The organism is Lysobacter sp. OAE881, assembly GCF_040546665.1.
GTDB classification, from domain to species: Bacteria; Pseudomonadota; Gammaproteobacteria; order Xanthomonadales; family Xanthomonadaceae; genus Lysobacter_J; species Lysobacter_J soli.
Genome location: NZ_JBEPOG010000001.1, coordinates 2,638,289 through 2,662,058 on the forward strand (window position 1 = coordinate 2,638,289; position 23,770 = coordinate 2,662,058).

Annotated in this window: 21 protein-coding genes and 1 tRNA gene; 16 read left to right on the plus strand and 6 right to left on the minus strand. The window is 68.2% G+C overall.

Going from position 1 to position 23,770, the window contains the following annotated elements; translation table 11 throughout:
- The gene (locus ABIE51_RS12235) at positions 1-621 is read right to left on the minus strand and encodes an alpha-ketoglutarate-dependent dioxygenase AlkB family protein (RefSeq protein WP_192630936.1); all 621 of its coding nucleotides are present in this window, start codon (positions 619-621) and stop codon (positions 1-3) included.
- Positions 622-823: 202 nt separating this feature from the next.
- Positions 824-2,707, minus strand: coding sequence for a ribosomal protection-like ABC-F family protein (abc-f, locus tag ABIE51_RS12240; RefSeq protein WP_192630937.1), 1,884 nt, complete (start codon positions 2,705-2,707; stop codon positions 824-826).
- Positions 2,708-2,897: 190 nt separating this feature from the next.
- On the opposite strand from abc-f, the gene ABIE51_RS12245 reads away from it, so the two are divergent.
- Positions 2,898-3,806 (plus strand): oxygenase MpaB family protein, encoded by a 909-nt coding sequence (locus ABIE51_RS12245; RefSeq protein ID WP_192630938.1) that lies wholly within the window; start codon positions 2,898-2,900, stop codon positions 3,804-3,806.
- Between the two features lie 3 nt (positions 3,807-3,809).
- Here the strand turns inward: ABIE51_RS12245 and ABIE51_RS12250 are convergent, their stop codons facing one another.
- Complete coding sequence (locus ABIE51_RS12250; protein ID WP_192630939.1) at positions 3,810-4,412, minus strand: hypothetical protein; 603 nt, start codon at positions 4,410-4,412, stop codon at positions 3,810-3,812.
- Positions 4,413-4,473: 61 nt separating this feature from the next.
- Complete coding sequence (locus tag ABIE51_RS12255; protein ID WP_192630940.1) at positions 4,474-6,039, minus strand: protein adenylyltransferase SelO; 1,566 nt, start codon at positions 6,037-6,039, stop codon at positions 4,474-4,476.
- Between the two features lie 181 nt (positions 6,040-6,220).
- On the opposite strand from ABIE51_RS12255, the gene ABIE51_RS12260 reads away from it, so the two are divergent.
- The 6 genes from ABIE51_RS12260 (at position 6,221) to ABIE51_RS12285 (ending at position 14,309) form a co-directional block, all read left to right on the plus strand.
- Positions 6,221-7,609, plus strand: a complete 1,389-nt coding sequence (locus tag ABIE51_RS12260) for a metal-dependent hydrolase family protein (RefSeq protein ID WP_192630941.1) — start codon at positions 6,221-6,223, stop codon at positions 7,607-7,609.
- A 710-nt stretch (positions 7,610-8,319) separates the two neighbouring features.
- On the plus strand, positions 8,320-10,428 hold the full coding sequence (locus ABIE51_RS12265; protein ID WP_192630942.1) for a DEAD/DEAH box helicase: 2,109 nt from the start codon (positions 8,320-8,322) through the stop codon (positions 10,426-10,428).
- A 354-nt stretch (positions 10,429-10,782) separates the two neighbouring features.
- Positions 10,783-11,649: an EamA family transporter gene (locus ABIE51_RS12270; RefSeq protein ID WP_192630943.1), complete on the plus strand. Its 867-nt coding sequence runs from the start codon at positions 10,783-10,785 to the stop codon at positions 11,647-11,649.
- Between the two features lie 49 nt (positions 11,650-11,698).
- Entirely contained in the window at positions 11,699-12,466 is a 768-nt protein-coding gene (locus ABIE51_RS12275; protein ID WP_192630944.1) for a type 1 glutamine amidotransferase, read from the plus strand.
- A gap of 84 nt (positions 12,467-12,550) precedes the next feature.
- Complete coding sequence (locus ABIE51_RS12280; protein WP_192630945.1) at positions 12,551-13,129, plus strand: phasin family protein; 579 nt, start codon at positions 12,551-12,553, stop codon at positions 13,127-13,129.
- 202 nt (positions 13,130-13,331) lie between these two features.
- Positions 13,332-14,309, plus strand: coding sequence for a restriction endonuclease (locus ABIE51_RS12285; RefSeq protein ID WP_192630946.1), 978 nt, complete (start codon positions 13,332-13,334; stop codon positions 14,307-14,309).
- Between the two features lie 83 nt (positions 14,310-14,392).
- Here ABIE51_RS12285 and ABIE51_RS12290 read toward each other — a convergent pair whose 3' ends face one another.
- The gene (locus ABIE51_RS12290; protein ID WP_115841643.1) at positions 14,393-16,387 is read right to left on the minus strand and encodes an SDR family oxidoreductase; all 1,995 of its coding nucleotides are present in this window, start codon (positions 16,385-16,387) and stop codon (positions 14,393-14,395) included.
- Positions 16,388-16,542: 155 nt separating this feature from the next.
- Between ABIE51_RS12290 and ABIE51_RS12295 the strand changes: the two genes are divergently transcribed.
- The 3 genes from ABIE51_RS12295 to ABIE51_RS12305 all read left to right on the plus strand — a co-directional run bounded on the left by ABIE51_RS12295 (position 16,543) and on the right by ABIE51_RS12305 (position 18,587).
- A complete protein-coding gene (locus ABIE51_RS12295; protein WP_115841644.1) occupies positions 16,543-16,800 on the plus strand; it encodes an acyl-CoA-binding protein in 258 nt (85 codons plus the stop codon).
- A gap of 22 nt (positions 16,801-16,822) precedes the next feature.
- Complete coding sequence (locus tag ABIE51_RS12300) at positions 16,823-17,449, plus strand: TetR/AcrR family transcriptional regulator (RefSeq protein ID WP_115841645.1); 627 nt, start codon at positions 16,823-16,825, stop codon at positions 17,447-17,449.
- Between the two features lie 283 nt (positions 17,450-17,732).
- Complete coding sequence (locus ABIE51_RS12305) at positions 17,733-18,587, plus strand: tetratricopeptide repeat protein (protein WP_192630947.1); 855 nt, start codon at positions 17,733-17,735, stop codon at positions 18,585-18,587.
- Between the two features lie 15 nt (positions 18,588-18,602).
- Here the strand turns inward: ABIE51_RS12305 and ABIE51_RS12310 are convergent, their stop codons facing one another.
- Positions 18,603-19,232 (minus strand): response regulator transcription factor, encoded by a 630-nt coding sequence (locus tag ABIE51_RS12310; protein ID WP_192630948.1) that lies wholly within the window; start codon positions 19,230-19,232, stop codon positions 18,603-18,605.
- Positions 19,233-19,380: 148 nt separating this feature from the next.
- Here ABIE51_RS12310 and ABIE51_RS12315 point away from each other — a divergent pair.
- The 6 genes from ABIE51_RS12315 to ABIE51_RS12340 all read left to right on the plus strand — a co-directional run bounded on the left by ABIE51_RS12315 (position 19,381) and on the right by ABIE51_RS12340 (position 23,763).
- Positions 19,381-19,455, plus strand: a tRNA-Val gene (locus ABIE51_RS12315).
- A gap of 71 nt (positions 19,456-19,526) precedes the next feature.
- Positions 19,527-20,429: a tyrosine-type recombinase/integrase gene (locus ABIE51_RS12320; protein ID WP_192630949.1), complete on the plus strand. Its 903-nt coding sequence runs from the start codon at positions 19,527-19,529 to the stop codon at positions 20,427-20,429.
- Positions 20,426-20,974 carry a hypothetical protein gene (locus ABIE51_RS12325; protein ID WP_192630950.1) on the plus strand — a complete coding sequence of 183 codons (549 nt, stop codon included), beginning with the start codon at positions 20,426-20,428 and terminating at the stop codon, positions 20,972-20,974. Before ABIE51_RS12320 ends, ABIE51_RS12325 begins: the two co-directional genes overlap by 4 nt.
- A gap of 133 nt (positions 20,975-21,107) precedes the next feature.
- Positions 21,108-21,356: a hypothetical protein gene (locus tag ABIE51_RS12330; protein WP_192630951.1), complete on the plus strand. Its 249-nt coding sequence runs from the start codon at positions 21,108-21,110 to the stop codon at positions 21,354-21,356.
- Positions 21,353-21,688 (plus strand): CHC2 zinc finger domain-containing protein, encoded by a 336-nt coding sequence (locus tag ABIE51_RS12335; protein ID WP_192630952.1) that lies wholly within the window; start codon positions 21,353-21,355, stop codon positions 21,686-21,688. The genes ABIE51_RS12330 and ABIE51_RS12335 overlap by 4 nt, the downstream gene beginning before the upstream one ends.
- Positions 21,685-23,763, plus strand: a complete 2,079-nt coding sequence (locus ABIE51_RS12340) for a DUF3987 domain-containing protein (RefSeq protein WP_192630953.1) — start codon at positions 21,685-21,687, stop codon at positions 23,761-23,763. Before ABIE51_RS12335 ends, ABIE51_RS12340 begins: the two co-directional genes overlap by 4 nt.
- Positions 23,764-23,770: the final 7 nt, after the last annotated feature.

Consider the following 23,770-nt stretch of genomic DNA (forward strand, 5'->3'; position numbering starts at 1 on the left):
TCAACCGCGCGCCGTGCGCGGCGGTCGCACGCGATACGCGAGGCTGATGCGCGGCCCCACGGGCGCCTTCGTCTTCGGCACGCCGTGCTCATGCGTGAGCTGGCTGGCGTGGCTCATTACCAGCAGGCTGCCGGGTTCCAGGTCGATGTGCAGCGCCTTGCGCGTGGCGAGGTCGCGGATGGTCATGCGCCGTGGCGAGCCGAGCGAGACCAGCGCAATGGGATGGCCTTCGCGCAGCATGTGCAGCTTGTCGCCGTGCGGGGCGACGCTGTCGTTGCCGTCGCGGTAGTAGTTGAGGCCGACCGCGTTGAAAGGTTCGTCCAGATGCGCGCGAACGCGTTCGACGCCGTCGATCAGCGGCGCGGGAATGCCGTCGTCCTCGAAACGGTAGGACGCGATCAGCCGTGGGACGTCGACGATGCGGTCGTACATCGGGCGACGCTGCGCTTCCCACGCGACCGCGGTTTTCAGCTCGTCGAACCAGCGCGCGGCGAGCTCATCCGGAAGGAACGCCGGCCAGTAGCGGATGCCGCTCTGGGCGTCTTCGATGAGCGTGCGCGGGGCGTCGCTGGCCGGGGCGGCAGCGAAGAGATCGTCAGTAAGGGCGGTGGCGCGCGGCATCGCGCGAGTGTGCGGTGGGGGCGTCTCGCGGGGTGAGACGGGCGTGGCGGCTTATCGGCTGAGCGCCCTCATCCGCCTGCCGGCACCTTCTCCCGCGCGCGGGAGAAGGGCCATTCTCCGGGTGCGTTCATTATTCCCGGCAGTCGCCCTGCTAGCCCCTCTCCCGCCTGCGGGAGAGGGGTTGGGGTGAGGGCGAGCTTTGTCACCCTTCCAGCTCATTCCACCGCTCATACGCCGCATCCAGCTCCGCCTGCGTCTTCGCCATCAGGTCGGTGTGGGCGGCGATCCCGGCGGCGTCGCGCTGGTAGAACGACGCCTCGTTCATCTGCGCGGTCAGTTCGGCGACCTTCGTTTCGAGCTGCTCGATGCGCACCGGCAGCTGCTCCAGCTCACGCGCGTCCTTGTAGCTGAGCTTCTTCTTCGGCGCGGCAGGCGCGGGAGTGGTCGCTGCGGCAACGGGCGCCGCAGCCGGCGTTGCCTTCGCACCTACCGCCGGAACCGACTTCACCGGCCGCTGACGCAGCCAGTCGGTGTAGCCGCCGACGTATTCGCCGACGCGGCCATCCCCTTCCATCACGAGGGTCGAGGTCACGACGTTGTCGAGGAAATCGCGATCGTGGCTGACCAGCAGCAGCGTGCCCGGATAGTCGCCGAGCAGCTCTTCCAGGAGTTCGAGCGTCTCGACGTCGAGGTCGTTGGTCGGTTCGTCCATCACCAGCAGGTTGGACGGCTGCGCGAACAGCTTCGCCAGCAGCAGGCGGTTGCGCTCGCCGCCGGACAGGCGCGTGATCGGTGCGCGGGCGCGTTCGGGCGTGAACAGGAAATCCTGCAGGTAGCCGATGACGTGCTTGGACCTGCCGCCCACCTCGACGAACTCGCGGCCCTCGGCGACGTTCTCCAGCGCGTTCCAGTCCTCGCGCAGCGTCGCGCGGTACTGGTCGAAGTACGCGATCTGCAGGTTGCTGCCGAGCTTCACCTCGCCCGACTGCGGCTTCAGTTCGCCCAGCAGCAGCTTCAGCAGCGTGGTCTTGCCGCTGCCGTTGGGGCCGATCAGGCCGATGCGGTCGCCGCGGAAGATCGTGGTGGACAGATCGCGGATGAGTTCACGATCGCCGAAGGCGAAGTTGACGTCCTTCGCTTCGACGACCTTCTTGCCCGACGACTCGCTCTGGGCGAAGTCCATCTTGACGTTGCCCTGCAGCTCGCGCCGCTGCGAGCGCTCCACGCGCATCTGCTTCAGGCGCGTGACGCGGCCTTCGTCGCGCGTGCGGCGGGCCTTGATGCCCTGCCGGATCCACACTTCCTCCTGCGCCAGCATCTTGTCGAAACGCGCGTTTTCCTGCGCTTCGGCGTTCAGGCGCTCCTCGCGGCGGCGCAGGTAGTTGTCCCAGTCGCCGGGCCAGCTGGTGACCTGGCCGCGGTCGATCTCGACGATGCGCGTGGCGAGCGAACGCAGGAAGCGGCGATCGTGGGTGACGAACACCAGCGCGCCCTGCCAGGCCTTGAGGAAACCTTCGAGCCAGTCGATGGCCTCGATGTCCAGGTGGTTGGTCGGCTCATCCAGCAACAGCACGTCGGGCGAGGACACCAGCGCGCGAGCGAGCAGCACGCGACGCTTCATGCCGCCGGACAGGCGCGCGAACACGGCGTCGCCGTCCAGTTCCAGGCGCTGGAGCGTCTCGGTCACGCGCTGGTCGAGCGACCAGCCGTTGGCGTCCTCGATCTTCTGCTGGACCTTCGCCAGCGCGTCGGTGTCGACGTGCTCGGCGTGGCTGAGGTGGTGGAACTGGGCGAGCCAGCTGCCGAGCTCGCCCAGCCCGCCGGCGACCACGTCCCAGACGTCGCCATCGGCGCCGGGCGGGACTTCCTGTTCCAGGCGCGCGATGCGGACGCCGCCCTCGCGGCGGACCTCGCCGTCGTCGGCGTGGATGTCGCCGGCGATGAGCTTCATCAGCGTGGATTTGCCGGCGCCGTTGCGGCCGATCAGCGCGATGCGCTCGCCGGGTTCGATGGAGAGGACGACGTCGGAAAGCAGCAAGGGGCCGCCGACGCCGTAGTCGACGTTGTTCAGGGTGATCAGGGGCATGGGGGGATTCTACTTGGTGGCGGTCCCTTCTCCCGCTTGCGGGAGAAGGTGCCCGGAGGGCGGATGAGGGCGAACGGAGAAAGTGCGCGCCAGACTCGACGTGCGCACCATGCCCTCACCCCAACCCCTCTCCCGCGCGCGGGAGAGGGGCTATGGCGCTGGAGAACCGACGGGATGGGATCATCTCCCCATGCCCTCCCCGCACGCCCTCGCCGCCGAACGCATCCGCCACTGGGTGTTGTCCGCCTTCCCGCGCGGGCAGAGCGGCATCGATTACGACCATCCGGCCGGCGATCCCGGCCTGTTCGGTCCCGACAGCATGACCTGGCGCGTGCATTCCGACTTCCCCGGCATGCTCGCCGGCGGCCTGTGCGCGCTGATGCTGCAGACACTGCATCCGCTGGCGCTGGCCGGCGTGTGGGACCACTCCAATTTCCGTACCGATCTCGTCGGCCGGTTGCGGCGCACGACCAATTTCGTCGCCGGCACCACGTACGCCTCGCGCCCGGAAGCGCAGAAGCTCATCGATCGCGTCGCCGGCATCCACGAGCAGGTGCGCGGCACGCTGCCGGACGGCCGCTTGTATCGCGCCGACGATCCGGCGCTGCTGACGTGGGTGCATGTGACCGAAAGCTTCGGTTTCCTCGAAGGATTCCGCCGCTATTCGCCGATGACGCTGCCCATCGGCGCGGCCGATGCGTACTACGGCGAAGTGCGTCGCGTCGCCGAAGCGCTGGGCGCGCGCGACGTGCCCGGCACGGAGGCCGAAATCGCCGCGTTCTTCGCCCGCATGCAGGGCGAACTGCGACTGGACGAACGCTCGCGTGAAGTGCTGCGCGTGCTCGCGCGCATTCGTCTGCCCGTGCCGATGGCCGGACTCTCGCGCGACCTGTTCCTCGGCGCCGGCGCCGCGCTGCTGCCGGACTGGGCGGTCGACATGCTCGCGCCGACGCGCTTCGAACGCGCCCGATCCGCGGTCGCATCGCGCACGCTGCGCACGATTTCCCCGATCTTTCGCGCGGCGCTGAACGACGGCGTCGGTCCGCGTGCGTGCCGGCGCGTCGGCTCCGATCCGTCGATCCTCGACCGCTGGCCGTAACCCTCAGCCGCCCGCGGGTTTGAGCAGAACGATCTTCGAGGCCGTGCGCACGCGGCCAACCAGGCGGAAAGCCATGTCGATCTCGTCGCCGGGTTTGAGCTGCTCGAGCCGCATCGGCGTGCCGTCCAGCGCGAACACCTGCGTATTGGCATCGATTTCGATGCGGTTGCGGATGCGCGTCTCGGTCTGGTCGACCATCAGCACGTTGGTGCGCGGGACGAACTCGGCGACGGTGCCGTGCAGGTACTGGCCCCACCCCTGGCCCGGCGTCGTGTCGGGCAGGCGTGTCACCGATGTCGCTTCGACGCGGTTGCCGGTCTTCACCGTGTCCAGCATCACGCGGTCGCCCGGCTGCAGTTTCGGCCGCGTGGCGCGATCGCGCTCGGCTTTTGCTTCGTCGTAGTACAGGTTGATGGGCGCGCCCTGCCCCAGTTCGCTGCCGGTGCGCGCGTCCTGGCTGAGCACGATCCGATGCTGCGCCGGATCGTGCCGCTGCAGCGTGCCGACCGTGCGGCCCTGCACCTGCGCCGCGGCGGCGGTCGTCAGGCCCAGCAGGACGCACGCCACCAGCGTGCGATGGAAACGGACGATCGTTGCGTTGCCCATGGCCGCACCCTCCGCGATGTTCCCCGCGGCGGCATGATGCGCGGCCGATGTGTAGGCGGCGTCAGGAACTGCAGGACAGCATCGAACAGCCCGCGCGTTCGCGCGCCCAGTCCGGCCGGCGGCGCGCGTAGGCCTCGCGGCCGGGCTGGTCGTCGTAGGGGCGGCGCATGACCTCCAGCAGCTCCGTGACGCCGCCGATGTCGCCTTCGGCCGCACGGTCGATCGCCTGCTGCGCGAGGTAGTTGCGCAGCACATACCGCGGGTTGGCGGCGTTCATGCGCTCGCGCCGCTGCGCGTCCGGCAGGTCCTGTTGCGAGAGCCGCGCGACATAACGCGCCAGCCACTCGCGCAATGCCGGCTCGACCGCCTCGCGACGCGCCGGATCGTAGAACGCGTCTTCCATCGGGCCCAGGTCCGGCGCCCGCACGTCGAGGTCGGCCAGCCCGCGGAAGAACAGCGTCATGTCGATCTCGCCTTCGGTCAGCAGGTCCTGCAACTGCTGCATCAGGGCGGTGTCGTCCTCGCGGTAGTCGGCCAGGCCGAGCTTGCGCGCGGTGTTCTCGCGATCGGCGTCCAGGTAGGTGGAGACGAAGCGGCGCAGGCCGGCCTGCAGCGGCTCTGTGTCGTCGAACAGCAGCGACAGCGAGCCGGCCAGTCGCCCGAGGTTCCAGTACGCCACCTGCGGTTGCTGGCCGAAACGGTAACGGCGCTGGTAACGATCGGTGGTGTTCGGCGTCCAGCCCGGATCGAAGTTGTCGACCCAGCCGTACGGGCCGTAGTCGATGGTCAGGCCGAGGATCGACATGTTGTCGGTGTTCATCACGCCATGCACGAAGCCGACGCGGATCCAGTGCGCCATCAGCACGGCGGTGCGCTCGCACACCTGCGCGAACCATTCGGCGTACGCCGCCTGCCCACGCCCGAGGCCGCGCAGGTCCGGGAAATCGCGACGGATGCAGAAGTCGGCCAGCTGGCGCAGCAGTTCGGTGTCGTTGCGCGAGGCCGGCAGTTCGAAATTGCCGAAACGGATGAACGAGGGAGCGACGCGGCACACCACGGCGCCGGGCTCCAGCTGCGGATGGCCGTCGTAGAACATGTCGCGCTCGATCCATTCGCCCGTGCCCACGAGGCTCAGCGCGCGCGTGGTCGGCACGCCGAGGTGGTGCATCGCCTCGCTGCACAGGAATTCGCGGATCGACGAACGCAGGACCGCGCGGCCGTCGGCGCTGCGCGAATACGGCGTCGGACCGGCGCCCTTGAGCTGCAATTCCCAACGTTCGCCATCGGCGTTGATCATCTCGCCCAGCGAAATCGCGCGACCGTCGCCGAGCTGCCCCGCCCACTGGCCGAACTGGTGGCCGCCGTAGTTCGCCGCGAACGGCTGCATGCCGGGCAGTAGTGCATTGCCGCCGAACACGCGCGCGAACTCGTCGGAAGCGACGTCGGTCTCGCTGAAGCCGAGCCGGCGCGCCATCTCCGCTGAATGCGCGAGCAGCCGCGGCTGTGGAACCGGCGTGGGCTCCACGCGCGAATACGCGGCGCCGTGCACCTGCCGCACGCCGGGCGCGGTGTCGGGGTCGCCGGGGAGATCGCGGACGAAGAGATTGTCGAAGTGCGGATTCAGCATGAAACGTGCGCACGCGGCAGGGACCGCTTTACAGATGGTGCCGGGCGCGGTGGCTACAAGCGGTGAACCCGCCGCAGCCGGCGAAGGGACAGCCGCGGCACATCGACGCGGGTCGCAGTCGGGCGGGCGGGCGTCCGCGTATGCTGGCCGTCCACCGTCGCTCTGGGGAATCGAACGGATGATGTCGCGCCAACGCACCAACCATGCAGTCCGCCATATCGGCCCGGCCCTCGCCGCCGCGATGCTGCTGGCGATCGCCACGCCCGCCGGTGCGCAGGCGCCCGCGGGCAAGCCGTCGTGCAGCCTCGTGCAGGCCGGACGGCTGCTGGATCGTCCCGGCCATGCGGCACGTGGCGCGAGCACGCTGCTGATCTGCAACGGCCGCGTCGATGCCGTGCGCGATGGCTTCGTCGATGTATCCGCGTTCCCGAACGCCACCGGCGCGACCGTCATCGACCTGCGCGACCGGTTCGTCCTGCCGGGCCTGATCGACAGCCACGTACACCTGACGTCCGACAAGGCGGGCGTGGAAGGCCAGCTGGAAGGCATTTCGAAGGGCGTCGCCGACCACGCCTACGAGGCCGCGGTGAATGCGCGCAAGACGTTGCAGGCCGGCTTTACCACCGTGCGCAACCTCGGCGACGAGGACGGCGTGACGCTTGCGCTGCGTGATGCAGTCGCCGCGGGCAAGCTGCCGGGGCCGCGCATCGTCGACGCGGGCATGGCGATCTCCGCCACCGCCGGCCACATGGATCCGACGCTCGGCTTCCGCGACGAACTGCACGCCGCGCTCGACGTCCACGGCAACACCTGCGACGGCGCCGAGGAATGCCGCAAGGCAGTGCGACGCCAGGTCGCGCGTGGCGCGGATGTCATCAAGATCGCGACCACCGGCGGCGTGAACAGCCGCATCGGCGTGGGCCTGGGCCAGCAGATGTTCGACGACGAGGCGAAAGCCATCGTCGAAACCGCGCACCTGTACCGCAAGAAGGTCGCCGTCCACGCGCACGGCGCCGACGGCATCGCCCTCGCGCTGCGCGCCGGCGCCGATTCGATCGAACACGGCACGCTGATGGACGACGCGGACATCAACCTGCTGCGCCAGACCGGCGCGTACTACGTGCCCACGCTGTCGACGGTGAACGGCTACAAGGAGCGGCTGGCGAAGAATCCCGACGCGTACACCGGCGAGGTGCTGGAGAAGATCCAGTGGCGCATCGGCATCACCGGCAAGGCGCTGGAGCGCGCGGTGCCGGCGGGCGTGAAGATCGCCTTCGGCACCGACGCCGGCGTCAGCCTGCACGGCCGCAACGCCGACGAATTCGAGCTGATGGTCGCGCACGGCATGACGCCCGCCACCGCGATCCAGGCCGCCACCGTGAACGCCGCCGACCTGCTGGGCCTGGCCGATCAGGTCGGTTCGCTGGAGGCAGGCAAGCGCGCCGACCTCATCGCCGTGAGCGGCGATCCGCTGACGGACGTGACCGTGCTCAAGCGGGTGGAATTCGTGATGAAGGATGGGCGGGTGGAGAAGGATGTGCGCGTCGGCGCCGCGGCGTCGGCGCTCTGATCTCGAAGCCCCTCTTCCGCTGCGGAAGAGGGGCTGAGGTGAGGGCTGAGACAGTCGCGCTTCCGGATCACCGTAGCCGGTTGGCCTAGCGTTGCAGGACGAGCAGGCGCACATACCGGGTGCGCTGCGCTTCCCCGGGCTACAACAGCTTTGCCTTCGCCGTTGCTGTTCGCTGTCGCTGTCGCTGTCGCTGTTCGCCTTTGACTTTCCAGCGACTTAAAGCGAGCCGAGCACCGGAGTCGGAAAAGGGCAAAGAGTCGCCCGCTGTCTGAGCGGAGCGCAGCGTAGCGAGTTCGGGCGACGTCCCTTTTCCGGCGAGGAGCGCAGGGCACCGACGCGCAGCGGCGGCTCGCGTCGGGAGCGAACGGTTTTGGTTACTTTTGCCAGGACAAAAGTGACCCGCTCGCTTGCGAGCGGAAGCTTTTGATCTTGACGTTGCTCCAAGCCCACGCAACGGCGATGGCATAGCAAGTGCGAGCGCACCGCACGTCCCTACCCTCACCCCAACCCCTCTCCCGGCGGGAGAGGGGCTAAGCGCGACGGCACAAACGTCTCGAGCCTGCCCACGCGCAGCCGAACCCCGCTCCGGAGCAAGAATGCGCGGGTATTTCCCGGGCGCATACAGCCCCGCTACACAGCCCCACGACGCCCCTCGGTTACACTGTTCAGTCTTCCCGACCGGCGTTCGCCGGCGCTGCCGAGTCTCCCCCATGAGCGCCGAGCCCAGCTCGAATGATGCCCCGTCCCTGAAGTTCACCGATCTTGCCCTGCCCGAGCCCCTGCTCAAGGCACTTTCGGACGTCGGCTACGAATCCCCCTCGCCCATCCAGGCCGCCACCATCCCGCCGCTGCTGGAGGGCCGCGACGTGCTCGGCCAGGCGCAGACCGGCACCGGCAAGACCGCCGCGTTCGCGCTGCCGATCCTGGCGCAGATCCAGCCCGGCCGGCAGAAGCCGCAGGCGCTGGTCCTGGCGCCGACGCGCGAACTGGCCATCCAGGTCGCCGAGGCGTTCCAGAAGTACGCCCACCACCTGCCCGGCTTCCACGTGCTGCCGATCTACGGCGGCCAGAGCTATTACCCGCAGCTGCAGGCGCTCAAGCGCGGCGTGCAGGTCGTGGTCGGCACGCCCGGCCGCGTGATCGACCATTTGGAACGCGGCTCGCTCGACCTGTCCGAACTGCGCTGCCTGGTGCTGGACGAAGCCGACGAAATGCTGCGCATGGGCTTCATCGACGACGTCGAGGCCGTGCTGAAGAAGACGCCGGAAACGCGCCAGGTCGCGCTGTTCTCGGCGACGATGCCGCCCCCGATCCGCCGCATCGCGCAGACCTACCTGAAGGATCCGGTCGAGATCTCGATCAAGGCCAAGACCACCACCGCCGCCAACATCCGCCAGCGCTACTGGGCGGTCAGCGGCGTGCACAAGCTGGACGCGATCACCCGCATCCTGGAAGCCGAACCGTTCGACGCGATGATCGTCTTCGCGCGCACCAAGCAGGCCACGGAAGAGCTGGCCGACAAGCTCGCCGCGCGCGGCATCGCCGCCGCCGCGATCAACGGCGACGTGCAGCAGGCGCAGCGCGAGAAGACCATCCAGAACCTCAAGGACGGCAAGATCGACGTGCTCGTCGCTACCGACGTGGCGGCGCGCGGCCTGGACGTGGAACGCATCAGCCACGTGCTGAACTTCGACATTCCCTACGACACCGAAAGCTACGTGCACCGCATCGGCCGCACCGGTCGCGCGGGCCGCAAGGGCGAGGCGATCCTGTTCGTGACGCCGCGCGAGCGCGGCATGCTGCGCGCGATCGAGCGCGCCACGCGCCAGCCGATCGAGCCGATGGCGCTGCCGACCATCGAAACGGTGAACGAGCAGCGCGTGAACCGCTTCCTCGGCCGGATTACGGGCGCGCTGGACAGCGACGACCTGGCGCAGTTCCGTGACCTGGTCGAACGCTACGAGCGCGAGCAGAACGTGCCGGCGGTGGAGATCGCCGCGGCGCTGGCGAAGCTGCTGCAGGGCGACATGCCGCTGCTGCTGGACGTTACCGCCGAGAAGCTGCGCCCGCACGCGCAGGTCGGTTTCGAGCAGCGCGGTCCGCGCGAACAGGGCCGCGATTCGCGCGGTCGCGATCGCGATTCCCGTTTCGAACGCGACAGCGGACCGCGTGCACCGCGTGAGTCGCGCCACGAATCGCGTCACGAGCGCGGCGACCGTTCCGAACGCCCGCAGCGCACCGAAACGCCGTACGCGCCGACCGAACGCTACGAGCGTCCGGCGATCGAGCGTCCGCAGTTCGAACCGCGAAGCGAACGCCCGCAGAACGAGCGCGCCTCGTTCAACGCCGCCGAATCCATGTTCGACGACGAAGCATCGACGCCGCGCCACGAGCACCGCGAGCCGCGCGAACACCGCGAGCCGCGCGAGACGCGCGCACCGGAAGTCGGCATGGAAACCTTCCGCATCGAGGTCGGCCACCAGCACGGGGTAAAGCCGGGCAACATCGTCGGCGCGATCGCCAACGAGGCCGAGCTCGAAAGTCGCTACATCGGCCGCATCGACATCCGCGACGACCACAGCCTGATCGACCTGCCCGAAGGTATGCCGCGCGAGGTCATGGACCACCTCAAGCGCGTGCGCGTCGCCGGCCAGCAGTTGCGTATCAGCCGGCCGGGCGAAGGCGGCCACGGCGGCCAGCGCCCGCACGGTCGCCACGAGCGCGGTGGTTTCGACGACGACCGCCGTCCGCCGCGCGGCCCGCGTCCGCAGGGCGCCGGCCCGCGCAAGCCGGGCGGGTTCAGGCCCAAGCCGCGCTGAGTTTGACGGGCGGTTTGCCGATCATCGGTTTGGCTGCCGTCGTAACTCCAACTTGTCGTCATCCCGGCGAAAGCCGGGATCCAGGCCGGTGAGGTATCAGCCTTCGATGCTGCGGTTCACTCCGAGCCTTGATCCGTCGGAAGGATCCATCCCGGACGCGAATCAATGTGGCGCGTTCGCCGCCGTGGCGAGCCGCCCCGGATGCGTACCCGGCCTGGATCCCGGCCTTCGCCGGGATGACGGCATCGAAGTCGATGTCGAACCCGGAACGTTGCCGGCTGACGCCGCGCAATCGGGTCGCTCGCCCGATGGCATCATCACCGCCCCGCCGTCGTCCCGACGATTCCGCCACCGATGCACCTGATCCTCCTCAGCGCCCTGTGCAGCGTCCTGGTCTCGGTGCTGCTCAAGCTCGCGCCGCGGGCGCGGCTCGATGTCGGCCAGCTCGTGACATGGAATTACCTCGCCGCCGGCGCGCTGTGCGCGTGGCTGCTGCGGCCGCCGCTGCACAGCCTCGCGCATCCCGACACGCCATGGGCGGCGGTTCTTGGACTCGCCGTCGTGCTGCCCTCGCTCTTCCTCGTGCTCGGCGCCTCGGTGCGCTCGGCCGGCATCGTGCGCACCGACGTGGCGCAGCGCCTATCGCTGCTGTTGTCCCTCGCGGCAGCCTTCACTCTGTTCGGCGAACGTGCGGACGGCATGCGCCTGCTCGGCCTCGCACTCGGCCTCGTCGCCGTCGCGGGCATCGTCGTGCGGCCGGAGTCGTCGCCGACCGACAGCGAACGCCGCAGCTGGCTGCTGCTGGTCACCGTCTGGGTTGGCTTCGCGCTGGTGGACGTGATGCTCAAGCGCATCGCGCTCGCGGGCACGCCGTCGATGGCCGCGTTGCAGGCCGCCTTCGCCATCGCCTTCGTGCTGATGCTCGGTGCGCAACTCGTACGCCACCTTCGCGGCCGCACGCGGCTGGCCTGGCGCAACCTCGGCGGCGGCCTGCTGCTCGGCGTTCTGAACTTCGGCAACATCGTCTTCTACGTACGCGCGCACCAGGCGCTGCCGGACAGTCCGTCGGTCGTGTTCGGGGCGATGAACATCGGCGTGGTCGTGCTGGGCACGCTCGTCGGCGTGTTCGGTTTCGGCGAGAAGACCAGCCGCTGGAACCGGCTGGCGATCGTGCTGGCGCTGGTGGCCATCGCCCTGATCGCGATGGCGCCGCGCGCGTGACGCGCCCGGATTTGGCATAGTCGAACGCCCTTCCGCGGTTCGTTCCGCCATGTCCCGCCTGCTCGTCTTCCAGCACGTCGCCGCCGAACCGCTCGGCACGCTCGATCGCCTGATCCGCCGGCGCGGCCATCGCATCCGTTTCGCCAATTTCGAACGGCAGCCGGATTTCGAACCGAACGTGGATCGCTATCGCGGGCTGGTGGTGCTCGGTGGTCCGATGAACGTCGAGGACCAGGCGCGGCGTCCGCACCTGAAGACCGAACTGCGCGCCATAGAACACATGCTCGAACAGGGCAAGCCCGTGCTCGGCATCTGCCTGGGCGCGCAGCTGCTGGCGCACGTGCTGGGCGCGCCGGTGCGGCGGCATGAGGCGCCGGAAATCGGCTGGTATCCGCTGCACACCACGCCGGCCGGTCGCGAAGACGCGGTCCTGTCGCCGCTCGGCGACACGTCTGCGGTGTTCCAGTGGCACCGTTACAGCTTCGAGGTACCGAGCGAGGCGACGCACCTGGCGAGCACCGCCGGCTGCGAGCAGCAGGCCTTCCGTTACGGCGAGAACGCCTACGGCTTCCAGTTCCATCTGGAGATGGACGAGGCGCTGATCGAGCGCTGGCTGCGCAATCCCGCCTATCGCGAGGAACTGGCGGAACTGGGCGGACTCGATCCGGCACGCGCCGACGTCGAGGCGATCCGCCGGCACACGCGCGAGCACATCGCCGGCATGCAGTCGCGTGCGGACGAGGTGTTCAACCGGTTTCTCGATCTGGTGGGACGCCCACAGCGGCGGATCACGCTTCCTTCGCGCGAGTGGGTCTGAACTCCCGCGCGGGCTTGGTGTGAAAGCTCTAGAGCCGGGCGCGAAGGTGACCGGACCCCAGCCACTCCCATCGAGGGAACCCGCATGGCGAAGTTCAAGAAGGCGGCCGGCAAGACCACCGCGTCCGGCACGCGCACGCGCAAGAAGGCCGGCACGCAGGATGCACAGCAGCAGGCCGACCAGCTGTCGCGCACACTGAGCGAATCGGCGCAGCAGATCTGGCTGGCGGGCGTGGGCGCGTTCTCGCGCGCACAGGCCGAAGGCACGAAGCTGTTCGACGCGCTGATCAAGGAAGGCATGACGCTGGAACAGACCGCGCGCCGCTTCGCGGGCGGTCAGGCGGAAGTGGTGCGCGACGTCGTCGGCTCCCGCGTCGGCCAGGCGCGTGAACGCGCGGTCGACACCTGGGATCGCCTGGAGAAGGTGTTCGAGGATCGCGTGCAGCGGTCGCTGGTGAAGCTGGGCGTACCCGGCCGCGATGACCTCAACGAACTGAGCCGCCGCGTCGACGCGCTCACCGCCGAACTGCGCCGCCAGGGCGGCTCGGCCCCGCCCCGCAAGACGGGCGCTCGCAAGACCGCGGCCAGCAAGGCGACCAAGGCGCCGGCCGCACGCAAGTCGCCGCGGAAGGCGACCCGCAGCCGTTCCAACGCGACGTCCTGATCGAACAACGCATTACCGCCCGGCGCTCGCCGGGCGTCCCGACAAGCCCGCCAGTCCGCTGCTCCGTATGCTCCCCTCCCCTTACGGTTTCGGACTGGCGGGCTTTCCTTTGCCTGCATCCGACCGCTCGCGTGACCGATGCCACGCGGGGAGCCATGTCGCTGGCGTATAGTCGCCAGCCTCCGACACTCCCGGGTTGTGCATGCTGGCTGGTTTTTCCCTGACGATCGCCCTCCTCGCTACCGTGTTGCTGGGCGCCGCGGCGACGGCATGGTTGTGGCTGGTTCGACGTCGCCAGGGCGAAACGACCGCCGGTATCCAGGCGCTGGCGGAGATGCGTTGGCGCGAGTTCTCGCGCCTGGTCGTCGAGGCGCTGCGTACGCGGGGCTTTGAAGCCGAATCGGTCGAACAGACGCTCGAACGCGGCCCCCAGGCGGAACTTCGCCTCATACGCGACGGCCGCACGTGGTTGCTGGCGTGCAAGCTCGCCGCGGCGCGCACGCGCCTGGGCGCGGCGAGCGTGCGCGAACTGGGCGAAGCGGTGCGGTTCAACGGCGCGTCCGGCGGCATCCTCGCCACGCCCGCACGCATTCCCGCCGAAGCCCGAAAGGCTGGCGATGGCCTGGAGCTGTTCGATGGCGACGCGCTGTGGGCCCTGGTCGGACCGATGCTGCCGGCCTCGCTGCGCGACGATCTCACCCTGAGCGCACGCCGGCGCAGCGTGCGCGAGACGGCCATCGCGTGGGCCGGCGCGCTGGCGGTCGGCGTCATCCTCGGCTTCGTTCCGGGCATGACGCGCGACGCCCCGGTGGAGGCTGCGCCTGCTACCGAAACGCCTGCGCCCGCCGCCTCGGCCCCGCAGCCGTCGCCGCGCGCACCGGCATCGCAATCGGTCCCAACCGACCCGACGCTGGCGGCTCCGGCCGATCCGAACCGCGACCAGTTCGAGCGAGGCGAAGTGATCCACGCCGTCGCCGCGTTGCCCTGGGTCGAACGCGTGCTGTGGTCGACCAGCTCGACCCTCGTCATCCAGCAGCGCGACGACGTCGACCAGTTGCAGGTGAATGAAGTCTGCGGCGTACTCGCCCGCTACGACGCGCTGCGCGCCTCGCGCCTGCAATTGCAGCCGCCGGCGGGAAGCGAACGGAAAGTGCGCTTCCTGCAGTGCCGGGCGTACTGATCCGGTTGACGTAGCCCTCCGCACAGGACTTCATGCGCGGCCGGGTGCGCTTCGCTTACCCGGGCTACACAAGCGGCAACGCGCTACCAGTGCACGCCCCGCATCAGGGCGGCGAACGCGATCTGTTCGCTGCTCGGCGCGACTTCGCCCTTCAACGCCTGCTTGTCGCCGCGCGCGGCCGCCGAGTCGGGGAACAGCTCGAACGCCGTGCTCATGATTACCTCGTAGGCCTTCGGCGCCAGCGCATTGATGACCGACGCGAAGATGCCCAGGCGCGTGGCGATGCGGCTCGGGCGCTCGATGATGCCCTTGATCACCAGGTCCGCCGCTTCATCCGGCGTCAATGTCGGGACGCTGTCGTACATCTTGGTCGGCGCGATCATCGGCGTCTTCACCAGCGGCATGTTGATCGTGGTGAAACTGATGCCCTTGCCCGACAGCTCGCCCTGCGCGCAGCGGCTCCACGCGTCCAGCGCGGCCTTCGACGCCACGTAGGCCGAAAAACGCGGTGAATTGGCCAGCACGCCGATCGAACTGATGTTGATGATGTGGCCCTTGCGCCGCTGCGTCATGCCGGGCAGGAAACCCATGATCAGGCGCAGGCTGCCGAAGTAGTTCAGCTGCATCGTGCGTTCGAAATCGTGGAAGCGGTCGTAGCTCAGTTCGATCGAACGACGAATCGAGCGGCCTGCGTTGTTCACCAGCACGTCGCAGCGACCGTGCTCTTCCAGCACCGTCTGCACCAGGCGATCGCAGTCGTCCATGTCGGCCAGGTCCGCGGTGTAGGCGAACACCTTGCCGCCCGCGGCCTTCATGGCGTCGCGCGCCTTGAACAGCTCCTCCTCACCGCGCGCCACGATGATCGTGATCGCGCCCGCTTCGGCCACGCGCTGCGCGGTCGCCAGGCCAATGCCGGACGAACCGCCGGTGATCACCACCACCTTGTTGCGCACCTTTCCCTTAAGGCTGCGGTCGACGAACAGGTCCGGATCGAGGTGGCGCTCCCAGTAATCCCATAGCCGCCACGCGTAGCTTTCCAGCGGCGGCACCTGGATGCCGCTGCCCTTCAGGGCGCGCTCGGCTTCGCGGTTGTCGAAGCGCGTGGGATAGGTGAGGAACTTCATCACCTGCTTGGGAATCTTGAAATCGCGCAGCAGCATGCCGATGAAACGCCGCACCGGCGGCAGGTTCGCGACCGCACCGCGCACACTGCCCGGGATGAAGGCGAACATGCGAGCATCCAGGCGCATGGTCATCTCCGGCGAATGACCCGCGCGTGCGAAGGTGTTTAGCACCTCGCCCACGCGCAGCGGATCGGGATCGGTGAGGTGGAAGCAGTGGCCATCCAGCCGCGGCTTGTGCGCGATGTGGTCCATCGCATCGACCACGTAATCGACCGGCACGATGTTGATGCGTCCGCCTTCCAGCCCGAGCATCGGCATCCACGGCGGCAGCATCTGCCGCAGCTTCTTGAGGAAGGTGAAGAAGAAATACGGGCCGTCGATCTTGTCCATCTCGCCCGTCTGCGAATGGCCGACGACCATGCCCGGGCGGTAGATGCGCCACTTCACGCGCGTTTCGCGGCGCACCAGGCCTTCGGAATCATGCTTGGTGCGGAGGTAGGGATCGTCGAGCCCTTCGGCTTCGTCGAACATGTCCTCACGGAACACGCCCGGATACAGCCCGGCGGCGGCGATGGAACTGGTGTGGTGGAACACGCCGGCCTTCAGCGCCGCGGCGAGATCCAGCGCATGGCGCGTGCCTTCGACATTGGCCGCGTACTGCGCCTCCGGCTTGGCGGTGAGGTCGTAGATCGCGGCGAGGTGGAAGAAGTGCTTCACCTTTCCGGCCAGCGCACGCGCCTGTGCTGCGGAGACACCGCACTTTTCCTGCGTCATGTCGCCTTCCACCGGCACCACGCGCTTGCCGTCCCAACCCATCTTCTTCGCGATGGCGTCGAGCTTCTTCCGCGAATCCTTGCGTACCAGCACGTAGACGGTGCCCTTGCGCTGCCGCAGCAGCCGATCGACCAGGAAGCGGCCGATGAATCCCGTGGCACCGGTGACGAAGTAGCTCATTGCCCTTTCCCCGACCTTGGATGGCCGCCGCGCGGCGCCTGGCGCCTACGTTGCCAGAGGCCCCGCCTCGTCACAATTCCCCGCCGTATTGACCATCGACGACGGCGCGTGAGGTAATCCCGGCCACGATCCCGGGTCGCCGGAGGGGCGCCGTCATGACCGACCTGCAGTCCGCTTTCGAACAAGCCGCCAAGGATGTCCAGTCCCTGCCCGAGCGACCCGACAACGACACGCTGCTGCGCCTGTATGCGCTCTACAAGCAGGGCTCGGAGGGCGACGTCAGCGGGCCGAAGCCCGGCTTCTTCGACTTCGTCGGCACCGCCAAGTACGAGGCGTGGGCGAAACTCAAGGGCACGTCCAGCGACGACGCGAAGCAGAAATACATCGACCTGGTGAAGAAGCTGCGCGCCTGACGCGCGCCGCAATCCGCGACCAATGGCGAAACAGACGCGCCAGCGCATCCTCGACAGCGCATTGACGATGTTCAACGCGCTGGGCGAGCCGAACGTCACCACGAACCACATCGCCGACGAGCTGGAGATCAGCCCCGGCAACCTGTACTACCACTTCCGCAACAAGGACGACATCATCGAGCAGCTGTTCGCGCGCTTCGAGGAGCGCATGGACGCCGCGCTCGCCGCGCCGCAGGGCCGCCTTCCCGGGCTGGAGGACATCTGGCTGCAGCTGCACCTGGTGTTCGAATGCATCTGGGATTACCGCTTCCTGCATCGCGACCTGGTGGAGATCCTCAGCCGGAACCGTCGCCTGCGATTGCGCTTCGCGCGCATCCTGCGTCGCGCCAACGAGCAGGCGCACACGGTGATGCGCGGGCTGCTGCAGGCGGGAATCATGCGAGCTTCGAAGGACGAGCTGGCCGCGACCGCGACGAACGTGCTGGTCATCGCGACGTTCTGGCTGAACTACGCTGCCGCGCGCGGCGACAAGGATGAACACGCGGCGATCCGCGACGGCATCGTGCAGGTGATGATGCTGCTGGCGCCCTTCCTCCGCGACGCGGAACGAGTGCATCTCAACACGCTGACGCGGGCGTATCTGGACTGAAGCGCAGGCTCTACTGGATCGATGCTTGTGCGGACGGACTCAATGCCTGCGGAGGCGGCGCGCGAATACGACTGCGATCCCCAGTCCCGCCAGCCATACGTGGCGCAGGGTGGTTTTCCGGGTAGGCCGTTGACGGGTTCGATGGGCCATTGCGTTCTGCCTCGCGGCCGCCGGGCCGCCCTCACCCGACTGTCCACGCCGGCTGTCGAGCAAACACCCTAGCCCTTGCCAGCGCGGGGGCGCAGGCAGGATGCTGCGGCATCGTCCGCAAGAGGAATCGCCGATGGCCGCGAAGTCCAGTTGGGCCGCCTTTCCGCACGACGCCAGGGGCTTCGCCTATGCAGGCGACGGCTTGAAGAAGGCCTGGCCGAAGCTGCATGCCGGCGATACCGAACCCTACCCCGACGCCAAACGCGCCGCCGCGCTGCTGGACGCCGCGGGCAAGGCCGCTCCCAAAGGCGTGGATGCCGACTCGCTGGCGGCGCAGCTTCAGGAAGCCTGGCGCGCGTTCCACCGGGGCGATTTCAAGGCGGCGCACGATGCCGGGGTCGCACTCGGCCCGATTGGCGCGTCGGTTGCGGTCAAGGCGCTCGGCATCCACGCGACCTATCTGGTCGATGACGACGCCGAGCGGCTCAAGCGTTTCGAGCAGGCGGCCAAACTCGCGGAAGCCGCGGTCAAGGCGCTGCCCGACGACGCGAACAGCCATTACCGTTACGCCTTCGCCCTGGGTCGTTACAGCCAGGGCCTGAGCATCGCCAAGGCGTTGAAGGCCGGCATTGCCGGCAAAGTGCGTAGCGCGCTCGAGGCGACGTTGGATCTCGCGCCCAAGCACGCGGAAGCGCACACGGCAATGGCGCTATATCACGCCGAGATCATCGGCAAGATCGGCGCGATGGTCGGCGGCCTGACCTACGGCGCGAAAATCGCCGAGGCGGAAAAGCATATCGCGATGGCGTTGAAGCTCACGCCGGACTCGCCCATCGCGCATATCGAGCACGGCAACGTGCTGATGCTGTTGCACGGCGACAAGAAGGAAGATGCTGCCGCGGCGGAATACGAAAAGGCGGCCAAACTGAAGCCGCTCGACGCGATGGAAACACTGGACGCCGCGTATGCGGCATCGCAGCTGGAGTGACGCAGACGCCGCGAGTCAAAGCTCGGGGTGCAGCATTCCGAGATAACCCCGCTCGCGCGCCACGCGTGCCAGCGCCGGCAGGGTGCGTGCGCCGAGTTTCACCATCAGGCTGGTGCGATGTCGGTAGAGCGTCTTCACGCTGATGCCGAGGTCCGCGGCGATCGCCTTCGGCGGCAGTTCCGACAGCAGGCCGCGCAGCGTTTCCAGTTCGCGCGGCGTGAGGCCGAAGTCTTTCGGTCGCTCCACCGCCTGGCTGATATCGCTGCTCAACGCGACATCGCCTCTCATCACGCGGTCGATCACGGAGACGAGCTCGGCAATGGCCGCGGTCTTCGTGACGTAACCGTGCGCGCCCTCATCCAGCGCCCGCAGCACCACGCCGGGGTCGCTGTGCATGCTGACGACGACGCGCCGCACGTCGGGCAGCTTCTTGCCCATCATGCGCAGCAGCAGGAGCCCCCCGTCGGCGGTCGCGAGACTGAGGTCGATGACCGCGACGTCGATGGGACGAAGGCGGACGATCTCCAGCGCCTGCGAGGCGTCGGAAGCTTCGGCGACCACTTCGTAGCGGCCGGTATTATGGAACAGGCGTTTGAAGCCCTCTCGGACGATCGCGTGGTCGTCTACAAGCAGTGTGCGGATCATTCACCGAGTGTCGCCGACGGCAAGAGGGGGGCGTAAGCGGAAGATTCTGATTGTTGGGAGGAAGATTCCCGGCCGCGCCGCCGGACCAGCCGAAACCCGGGGTGTTGCCAACCTCCCGGCCCTTTGCTGTATACTGCGCAGCCCTTACGGGCGGTTAGCTCAGCGGTAGAGCACTGCTTTCACACGGCAGGGGTCACAAGTTCGAAACTTGTACCGCCCACCAACTTAAGGTCGCGTAACGCTTTTTCTCGCTTGCAGGCGGTTCCCCAAGGCAATGCTCTGGAGAACTTCGGAATGAGCGCAAAACGCATCAACCTCGCCGCCGCGGCGAGCGCACAGCCACCGGCCACGCCGGTGGCTTTGTCGTTTCTGGAATTGGCCAACGCCTACACCGCGCGCAACTTCGCCGCCGGCCTCGGCCCGCGCCTGCGCAAGTGGATCGACTACCTCGGCGAGCGCCCGGCGTGGGAGGTCACCGCGCGCGACATCGAGGCCGGCCGCGACGCCATGCTCGCCGCCGGCTACAAGGTCGCCACCGTCAACCGCGACCTGTCCAGCCTCGGCCAGGTCTACATCTGGGCCGCGAAGCAGCGCATGACGCCCGCGGGTTTCATCCGCCCTACCCTCGGCATCCGCCGCGACGCCGAACCGGTGCGCCGCGTTGAAATCACGCCGGACACCTACGCCCGCCTGTTGGACGGCGCGCGCGGCCACCGCGATCGCCGCTTCGGGTTGTTCGTGCGCCTGCTGGTGGAGACCGGCGCGCGCAAGGGCGAGTTGTACGGTCGCCATTGGCACGAGCTCGACACCGAGCGCCTGCAGATCACCGTGCCGACGACGAAGAACGGAAGGCCGCGCGTGCTGTTCTTCAGCGCAACGACGGCGGCCCTGATCGAACGCCTGCGCCCGAAGGGCGCGGCCGCCGAACGACTCGTGTTCGAAGGCCACGTGCCGTGCCAGCCGAAGAGCTATCGTCGGGCTTGGACCTTGCTGTGCAATGACGTCGGTGTGCCCGGCCTGCACATGCACGACCTGCGCCACGGCGCGGCGGCGCGCATGTTGCGCAGCGGCGTCACGCTCGCCGTGGCCGCGCAGGTGCTGGGCCACGACCCGGCCGTGTTGGCCAAGCGCTATGGGCACCTCGAGACGGCCACCTTGCAGCGCGCCGCCCAGCAGGCGTGGGGCGCGGCCGCATGAAGCCGCCCCGCAAGCCCCGCGCCCCGCCGCCGCAGGTAGTCGCCGGCGTCGGGCCCGTGGGGTTTGAAGGCGAGCCGGTCCACATCGCCGAGCTGTGGGCGCGGGAATTGGTGCAAGCGCGCGACATGAAGCACCGCGCGTGGGCCAAGCAAGGTGAAGCCGACGCGCTGGACGCAAGGCTGCCTGGCCTCGCTAGCACGGAGGCGGACGCGCTCCGCACACGCCTTGACCAACTGCGTCGGCAGGCATTCGACGAGATCACGACGGCTGAACGCATCCACGCGCGGGTCGTCGCGGACATGAGGCGCGCCGTTGACCATGCGCATCGGGAAGCCCGCGGCGTGCAGGCGCGTCGGCAGGTGAGACAGCGCGCAAGCGCGGTGACGCGCGAATACTTTTCGCTCGCCGTGGAGGCTACGTTGCAAGACGACGAGGAACTCACCGCGCGCAATCTTCGGATCCGCTGGCCGAAGGGCTGCAACTGCCCAAGCGAGCGACATTTGAACAACATGCTCCGCGATCGCGAGCAGGAACAACTTGAATAGTTCCGCATTTTCCCGTTAGAGGTCGCTACCGTCCCAGTCGCACCAACCGCCTGCAAGCGATGGAGTGACTGGGATGAATGCTTCGACGAACCAGCTTCGTGACCAATGCGCCCCTACCCTTGACTGGCGTCCGATGCCGGAGGTCTGGGCCGAACTCGTGGCCGAATATCCCGAGTTGCGTCTTGGTTCGACCGCGACGGCGCAGAACAACTTCCGCAACAGCTTCGGCATCGCGCTGGTGGAGGCCGGCATCCTCTCGCGCGGCAAGGGCCGAAGCTGGTGGGTGAACAAGCCCCGCTTCAAGCCCGCCGTCCGCCTGCTGGTCGCGGGTCGTCCGCTTGGTGGCCTGGCCGATGCCATGCCGCAGGTGACGCCGCCATGACCGCGCACCGTGTGCCCTACCGTGATGCGTCGCGCGGCCGCGGGCGAACGTCGCTCCCGCGCGACTGGCGCGATCTGCTGCCCGCTCCTGCCATTTACTACGCGCGTCACGTCACCAAGCTGGGCCGTCCGAATGCAGCCGGCTGGTCCCACGGCGTGTGCCCCTTCCACGATGACCATGACCCGTCATTGAGCGTCAACGTTGTTGCATGCCATGGAGGCTGGCGTTGCTGGGCGCAATGCGGTTCGGGCGACTTGGTCGGATTCCACATGAAGCGCACCGGCCTCTCTTTCACGGACGCAGTGCGCGACCTGTTGGGGGTGCGCGCATGATCGTCACCGCCCCGCAGCCCGAGACGCCGATGGATGGCGTGCGCCGGTTGTTCGCGCGCGAACTGGCACAGGGCTTCACCGTCAACGGCCTGCACGCTTACCAGGACGCTGACGGAAGCATCCTGTACTTCCGCGTGCGCCTTGGACACCCGCAACGCGACAAGATCATCCGGCCGATGCGGCTCGAGGGCTTACGCTACGTGCTGGGTGAACCGCCGCGTCCCAAATCGGGGCGCCCGTTGTATCGGTTGCCGGACCTTTTGGCCGCCGATGCATCCGTGACGGTTTGGGTCTTCGAGGGCGAGGCCTGCGCCGACCTCGCGGCGCAACTGGGCCAGGTCGCGACGACGTCGGGTGGCGCCTCAAGCGCCGGCGGCGCCGATTGGACGCCGCTGCGTGGCCGACGCGTTTTCATCTGGCCTGACAATGATGGGCCCGGCCGGAAGTACGCCGAGGACGTAACGACGCGCCTGCAAATGCTGGGTTGCGCGGTGGCGTGGGTCGACGTTGCGGCCCTCGGCCTGCCCGAGCACGGCGACATCGTCGATTGGCGACAAGGCAACCCCGACGGCGAGCTGGACGCGCTCCCGCTGCTGGATCCGAATGACGGCGACGCGGCATCTGCGCCTGAACCGCTGCGCCGTCCAATTCCGCCGCCGGAACCATATCCGCTGGAGGCGCTGGGTCCGATCTTGCAACCAGCTGCCGAAAGCCTCCGACGCGTCATCCAGCTGCCGGACGCCATTGGCGCCGCCTCGCTGCTGGCAGCTGCCTCGCTGGCAACGCAGGCGCTTGCCGACGTCCACGTCGACGGTCGAGTAATCCCGTTGTCGTTGTGGATGCTGACCATCGGTGCAAGCGGCGAGCGCAAGTCCGCCGCCGACAAAGAGGCGATGCGCGCGGCCACCGAGTATGAAAGGGACTTGGCGCGCGCCCACGACGCGCAGCACTTTGCCTACCAGGCAAGGCTCGCCGAGTGGGAAGCGAAAGTCGCTGCCGCCAAGTTTGTTGCCAAGAAGAAGCAGGGCGCCGGTTTGGCCGAAGCGCTGGACGTGATCGGCCCGGAACCGTTGCCCCCCCTCGTGCCGCGTGTCATTGCGGGCGATTTCACCGTGGAGGGATTGGCGAAGCTGCTCATGGCCGGCATCCCATCGATTGGTGCGTTTACCGACGAAGCCGCGCTGGTGTTCGGCGGGCATGGCATGACGAAGGAAGCCGTGAGCAGGACGGCTGGCACGCTCTGCAAGTTGTGGGATGGCGCGGCCGTGGATCGCGTGCGTGCGCTCGATGGCGCGGCGAAACTGTATGGCCGACGCTTGGCGTTGAACTTGCTGGCTCAACCCGTCATCGCCGAAGACGCGCTCTCCGACCCGATCCTGTTGGGCCAGGGCTTCCTTGCGCGTTGCCTGCTGGCGCAGCCGGATTCCACGATCGGCGCGCGCCGGTACCGCGCCGAGAACTTGCGCGACGACCCGGCCATGGGGCGCGTGACGTACCGGCTTGGCGAGTTGCACCGCCAGCCGTTGCCCTTGGCCGAAGGCACGCGGCAGGAGCTGCAGCCGCGTGCACTGCTCCTGTCCGCCGAAGCAAAGGCCAAATGGACCCACTTCCATGACGCCATCGAGCATGCCCTGAGGCCCGAGGGGACGTTCGCCCACGTCAAGCCGTGGGCCAGCAAGACGCCCGAGCAGGCATTGCGCATCGCGGGGGCGCTCACCCTGCTGGAATCAACCGACTCGGACGCCATCGACGCCGACACCCTCGATCGCGCGATGGCGATCGCCATGTGGCACCTGAACGAGGCAGCGCGCCTGGTTGGCGGCATGGGCGTGGCCGCGCATGTCCTCGATGCAGAAGCCTTGCTGCGCTGGTGCCATGAGAAGGGGCTGCTCTACATGCATTCGAGCCTCGCACTCCAAAAGGGCCCGAACCGCATCCGGGATGCCGCGGTGTTCGACAAGGCCATTGCCGAACTGGAAATGCGCGGCTGGGCTCGCCGCGTAGAGGGCGGGATGGATCTGGACGGACGGCATCGGAAGCGGGTTTGGCGCATCGTGCGGGCTGAGGACGACTGACATGAGC

Coding starts and splice junctions, on each gene's coding strand:
- ABIE51_RS12235 (WP_192630936.1), bottom strand. CDS start 621: ATGCCGCGCGCCACCGCCCTTACTGACGATCTCTTCGCTGCCGCCCCG.
- abc-f (WP_192630937.1), bottom strand. CDS start 2,707: ATGCCCCTGATCACCCTGAACAACGTCGACTACGGCGTCGGCGGCCCC.
- ABIE51_RS12245 (WP_192630938.1), top strand. CDS start 2,898: ATGCCCTCCCCGCACGCCCTCGCCGCCGAACGCATCCGCCACTGGGTG.
- ABIE51_RS12250 (WP_192630939.1), bottom strand. CDS start 4,412: ATGGGCAACGCAACGATCGTCCGTTTCCATCGCACGCTGGTGGCGTGC.
- ABIE51_RS12255 (WP_192630940.1), bottom strand. CDS start 6,039: ATGCTGAATCCGCACTTCGACAATCTCTTCGTCCGCGATCTCCCCGGC.
- ABIE51_RS12260 (WP_192630941.1), top strand. CDS start 6,221: ATGTCGCGCCAACGCACCAACCATGCAGTCCGCCATATCGGCCCGGCC.
- ABIE51_RS12265 (WP_192630942.1), top strand. CDS start 8,320: ATGAGCGCCGAGCCCAGCTCGAATGATGCCCCGTCCCTGAAGTTCACC.
- ABIE51_RS12270 (WP_192630943.1), top strand. CDS start 10,783: ATGCACCTGATCCTCCTCAGCGCCCTGTGCAGCGTCCTGGTCTCGGTG.
- ABIE51_RS12275 (WP_192630944.1), top strand. CDS start 11,699: ATGTCCCGCCTGCTCGTCTTCCAGCACGTCGCCGCCGAACCGCTCGGC.
- ABIE51_RS12280 (WP_192630945.1), top strand. CDS start 12,551: ATGGCGAAGTTCAAGAAGGCGGCCGGCAAGACCACCGCGTCCGGCACG.
- ABIE51_RS12285 (WP_192630946.1), top strand. CDS start 13,332: ATGCTGGCTGGTTTTTCCCTGACGATCGCCCTCCTCGCTACCGTGTTG.
- ABIE51_RS12290 (WP_115841643.1), bottom strand. CDS start 16,387: ATGAGCTACTTCGTCACCGGTGCCACGGGATTCATCGGCCGCTTCCTG.
- ABIE51_RS12295 (WP_115841644.1), top strand. CDS start 16,543: ATGACCGACCTGCAGTCCGCTTTCGAACAAGCCGCCAAGGATGTCCAG.
- ABIE51_RS12300 (WP_115841645.1), top strand. CDS start 16,823: ATGGCGAAACAGACGCGCCAGCGCATCCTCGACAGCGCATTGACGATG.
- ABIE51_RS12305 (WP_192630947.1), top strand. CDS start 17,733: ATGGCCGCGAAGTCCAGTTGGGCCGCCTTTCCGCACGACGCCAGGGGC.
- ABIE51_RS12310 (WP_192630948.1), bottom strand. CDS start 19,232: ATGATCCGCACACTGCTTGTAGACGACCACGCGATCGTCCGAGAGGGC.
- ABIE51_RS12320 (WP_192630949.1), top strand. CDS start 19,527: ATGAGCGCAAAACGCATCAACCTCGCCGCCGCGGCGAGCGCACAGCCA.
- ABIE51_RS12325 (WP_192630950.1), top strand. CDS start 20,426: ATGAAGCCGCCCCGCAAGCCCCGCGCCCCGCCGCCGCAGGTAGTCGCC.
- ABIE51_RS12330 (WP_192630951.1), top strand. CDS start 21,108: ATGCCGGAGGTCTGGGCCGAACTCGTGGCCGAATATCCCGAGTTGCGT.
- ABIE51_RS12335 (WP_192630952.1), top strand. CDS start 21,353: ATGACCGCGCACCGTGTGCCCTACCGTGATGCGTCGCGCGGCCGCGGG.
- ABIE51_RS12340 (WP_192630953.1), top strand. CDS start 21,685: ATGATCGTCACCGCCCCGCAGCCCGAGACGCCGATGGATGGCGTGCGC.